General features: G+C 42.9%; 5 protein-coding genes. All 5 read left to right on the forward strand.

The features are described from left to right. Positions 1-364 precede the first annotated feature (364 nt). Positions 365-724 carry a DnaB-like helicase C-terminal domain-containing protein gene (locus H6G26_RS44085; RefSeq protein WP_190737122.1) on the forward strand — a complete coding sequence of 120 codons (360 nt, stop codon included), beginning with the start codon at positions 365-367 and terminating at the stop codon, positions 722-724. A 28-nt stretch (positions 725-752) separates the two neighbouring features. Then, complete coding sequence (locus H6G26_RS38860; protein ID WP_277883964.1) at positions 753-1,319, forward strand: DnaB-like helicase C-terminal domain-containing protein; 567 nt, start codon at positions 753-755, stop codon at positions 1,317-1,319. 213 nt (positions 1,320-1,532) lie between these two features. Continuing rightward, on the forward strand, positions 1,533-2,342 hold the full coding sequence (locus H6G26_RS38865; RefSeq protein WP_190737125.1) for a DUF4351 domain-containing protein: 810 nt from the start codon (positions 1,533-1,535) through the stop codon (positions 2,340-2,342). 329 nt (positions 2,343-2,671) lie between these two features. Beyond that, a complete protein-coding gene (locus H6G26_RS38870; protein WP_190737127.1) occupies positions 2,672-3,064 on the forward strand; it encodes an ASCH domain-containing protein in 393 nt (130 codons plus the stop codon). Next, a complete protein-coding gene (locus H6G26_RS38875) occupies positions 3,061-4,476 on the forward strand; it encodes a DNA cytosine methyltransferase (RefSeq protein ID WP_190737129.1) in 1,416 nt (471 codons plus the stop codon). The genes H6G26_RS38870 and H6G26_RS38875 overlap by 4 nt, the downstream gene beginning before the upstream one ends. Positions 4,477-4,597 lie beyond the last annotated feature (121 nt).

Raw genomic sequence — 4,597 nt, forward strand, 5'->3', positions numbered from 1 at the left:
CACAAAGATTTTTTACGTATAGGGATATAGATGCAGGCTTTGTCAACGTAAAAGACAACGGGCGCACAATAACGTTCGCCTCAAGACATTAGACTTGGGCACAATACTATTGCAGCAGCACATATAGTGGCTGGCTTTAAATGTCCAACGTGACAAATACTTTGGTGGAAGCCGCTCGAAGTTTATCGATAGCGAACTTTATAGTTCTAATATTTCACGGTTTTCAGAAGAATGCAAGGAAAGTTAACACAGTTAATAGCCATCATTAATACAGTCAATATTATATTAGTTGCTTGATAATAAATTTATATTTATAGTTATATATGCAGGTAGTTGACATAGTGAGCAGTATTTACTTCTACATTTGAAATCGCCGCATCATCGAGAGCAACTCCACAGCCTTACCATCCACCGTATACACAGTTTCTCCCAACATCGCAATCACAATCCTTTGCTGCCTCGCCCACTCGAAGGGAGTAATTACACTAGACGGGAGCCTGTTGTGCCTTCGGTATTCTGCCCTTCTTACAAGCAGCGACTTTCTACAGCCTCCGGTGATTTGATGCCTTTTGGTGCTTTGACCGTTGTTGGAGGTCGAGGCGGAATCGGCAAGTCCACCTGGGCATTAGATATTGGCATTCGGGCTGCTGCTAGCGGCTTAACAACCGCCTATTTCGCTTTAGAGATGTCTGCCTCACAAATGGTCAAAAAGGCCCGGATCTAGACTGGCAGCACTCAATGTTCCTGCTGATCTGCTTTTTAAACGCAATGCACTCCGGGAATCTCACTGGAATCCTTTAGCTCAAGCCTGTGCTGAGGGGATGGCGCTACCATTTTGGTTGAATGACAACCCTGTAATCACCACCTCACAAATCAAGGGTGATTTGCAAGATATACAAGCTCGTTGCGGGTCAGTCAGTTTGGTGATTGTGGATTATGTGCAGTTGATTGAACCAATGCGCCGTGAACGTGGCGAAAATCGTGTACAAGAAATTGACTCCATTTTGAAACAACTCAGGGCGATCGCTAAACAATTCAATTGCGCTGTCTTGGGTTTAGCGCAGTTAAAAAGAGAAGTTGATTCACGTTCCGAAAAGCGTCCAACTAAAGCAGATTTTCGGGAATCGGGAGGATTTGAACAGGAGGCTGCTGTGATGTTGGGTTTGTATCGGGAAGATTACTACGACAAGCAGACTACCCAAAAAGGCATTTTTGAAGTTTCAGTTTTGAAAAGCCGGTTTAGTAGTGAAACGACTGTTAATCTCTTGTTTGATGAAAGATTTGGACAGTTTAAAAATTTGGCTAAGTCTCAATATTAAATACAACAGGAGTTCACCTGAGCATTGTAAGTGTTCATGCAAGTAACACTCCAGTGATGGAATCAGCTAAAAGATATAACAAAAAAGTAGTGTTGGTTTAGTCTAAATCCAAAAGAGGAGAAGATTATGATGAAGATGAATTTCCTGACCATTGACAAAGTAAACAAACTGGATTGGAAAAACTAAATCTTCATTGAAATAAGGGTGAAAAAATTGAGTTACGATAATACTGCCAAGTACTTAGCTGAATTGTATCCAGCCGAGTTTGCCAAGTGGTTGCTACCAGATAAGAATACAGAAGTTACAGTACTTAAAACTGAACTTTCAATAGATCCAATCCGCGCAGATTATGTGACATTTTTGCAAACAAGTAGTCGGATTTTGCATATTGAGTTTCAGACTCTCCCCAAATCTAATCCGCCGATTCCTTTGCGGGTATTAGACTATTACGTGAGATTGAAACGGCAATATAACACACCAGTAACCCAAGTCGTGATCTTCTTGCAACAAAGCAGTGACCCCATTGCATTTACTGAAGAATACACGGATGAGTTCACAATTCACCGTTATCGAGTTATACGGTTATGGGAACAAGATTCAGCTTTTTTTCTGGATAATCCAGCGCTATTGCCTCTTGCGCCTTTAACTCGAACTGATTCCCCAGCAAATTTATTATCCCAAGTAGCTCAAAACATCGCTAAAATTCCAGATAGGGATGAAAGGCAGAACATTGCTGGATGTACAGAGATATTTGCAGGTTTAAGGTTTGAAAAAGATTTAATTCGTCAATTTTTACGGGAGGATATTATGCAGGAATCTGTTATCTATCAGGATATTTTGCAGAAAGGAGAATTCAAATTTTTCTATCGCCAGCTAAATCGCCGTTTTGGAGAAATTGATATATTAATAATTGAACGAATTCGAGAATTATCTACGGAGCAACTAGAGGCATTAGGAGAAGCATTTTTAGATTTTTCATCAGTTGAAGATTTAGTAGCTTGGTTAGACCAATTAGGATCATAAGGATAAAAGCGGAGGAAATCAGATCAAAACCTCCGCTTCCCAGTTTACTATTTCTCTTTCTTTATCATTCCACACTCTACAGATAATTAAAGACTTGAGTAAATCTGTAACTGCTAAAAATAACAACAAAATAAATGTGGGAATCAGTGCATGATACTTTCCACTTTATACCAAAATGAACAGCTTTTTTTCTTCAGGTTCTATCAACAATGATCTTTCAAAACCTATAAATAAGAAGTTACTAGGCAGTTGCACAGTTGCATTGCATCTATATCTCTGGTAATTGCCGCATCAGACGCTTATGTTCAGTCATTGGAGTTTTAAAATCAGTGAAAGCGCTATCCGTCCGTCAGCCTTGGGCATGGGCAATTATCTATGCTCTAAAGGATATTGAAAACCGTGGCTGGCCCATTCATTATCGCGGCGACATTCTGATTCACGCAGCCAAAACCTGTACCAAAAAAGAGTACCAGGTAGCGAGAGAATTTTGTCAAGGAATGGGAGTAGTAATCCCAGAGTTAATCTCTCTCCGTCGCGGTCAAGTCATCGGTATTGTCACAATAGTTGATTGCAAGTTTTCACAAGTTGCATCTGGTTGGGGGATGCCTGAGCAATACCATTGGAAGCTGGAGAATCCGCGAGAGATTACACCAATTCCTTACGTTGGACAACTGGGGATTTTTGAAGTACCCGATGATTTAATCATGGAGGTGGCTGCATGACTGAAACAGTAATAGTTAAGTTATCTGTAACACCCGAAAAATTCTTAGAGAACGACCTTAAAGCCCCACAGCCTCATAGTCAAGGATGCCTCTATCCGTACCTCGAAACTAAAAAGCTACTCGATGGCTCAACCGTTTTTTATCCCCGTGTAATTGGTGAACGTGACCCAAATGACCCCTTTTGTTGGCGATGGGGGTTTAATTGGAAGGAAAAACACAACGGCGTTTGGAAAAGCAAAAGTATCGGCTCAATTCCCCCTGGCGCTGTCAACATGATTCGGACACTACAACAACAGGGGGCAACCAGAGAAGATATTACCGCCTTTATCAAAAAAGCGAAAGCCAAAAAGCCATCACCACAATTAGATGTCTGCAAAAATTTTGATAACACAAAAATAAAACCAGTCCTGCCAAATGATGCCCCGATCGCTGTAGTACTTTTCGCAGGCGGCGGCGGAATAGAAGCTGGGATGGTTCAAGCTGGTATTCGCCCAGTCATTGCAGTAGAGTTTGACCCAAGTAAACCAGAACTGAGTCGGGCGATCGCCAAAACCCATCACCGCAACTTTAGCGAATACGGCTGTAGAGTTGTCCAGCTAACAGTGCAAGAAGTAGCACAGTCAGGATTTCTAGATTTTCCCCGCCGCCCCGACTATCTCCATGCCTCCCCGGTGTGTGCCAACTTCAGCCAAGCCCACACAGCCAAAGCGGGTAAGGGTATTGAAACGGCTGACGATCTGACGGCTGCGCTGGCTGTTGCAGAAGCCATCCGACAGTTGCAGCCACGGGTGTTCACTCTCGAAAATGTCCCACGCTATCAGAACAGTCAGAGTTTCAGTATCATCCTAAATGCTTTGGAACAAGAGGGGTACTCGGTCAACTACAGCGTGGTCAACATGGCTGACTTTGGGTTGCCCCAGGCGCGGCGGCGATTAGTTTTGGTTGCTTGCCGGGATTTGACTATCTTATTACCACCTACATCTGACCCTATCGGTTGGCATGATGCGATCGCGCATCTCATCCCTACGATGCTCGACTCTCAACTACTGCTCAAGCAACAGCAAGCGGTAGAACAATTTCTGACGGCTAATGAACCAACGCCACTGCTACTAGAGAGAGTTGGGGGGCGCAACGGAATGAAGTATAAGCCTGGGCATCTACCCTGCAATACAATATTGCGATCGCATTTCACCGATCACAAAGGTTGCAACCGTAGTAGGTTCGCTGATATCTGGTTGCCGGATGGTACAGTCAAATCCTTGTCAATTCAAGGTGCAGCAAGGTTACAGGGTTTTTCTGACTGGTACGAATTCCCCAACGAAATTGCTACGGCGGGGTCAATTATCGGCTACTCTGTACCACCCAGTTTTGCCACGCAGTTATTCATGTCAGCACAAAGTATAGCTATGTAGGCAATAACTAAGGCTCTATTCGAATGGCACTGAAATAAGCCAAGATATAGTTAAATTAAGCAGTCTGTAATTGACGGCGTAATTGATTTCTAGGTTGTTTCATTAATGGGTAAGCTTTGGG

Source organism: Nostoc sp. FACHB-888 (genome assembly GCF_014696655.1).
In the GTDB taxonomy this organism is placed as follows: domain Bacteria; phylum Cyanobacteriota; class Cyanobacteriia; order Cyanobacteriales; family Nostocaceae; genus Nostoc.

Bases quoted from the DNA above. Each gene is read 5' to 3' on its own strand.
- H6G26_RS38875 (WP_190737129.1), top strand. From the start codon at position 3,061: ATGACTGAAACAGTAATAGTTAAGTTATCTGTAACACCCGAAAAATTC.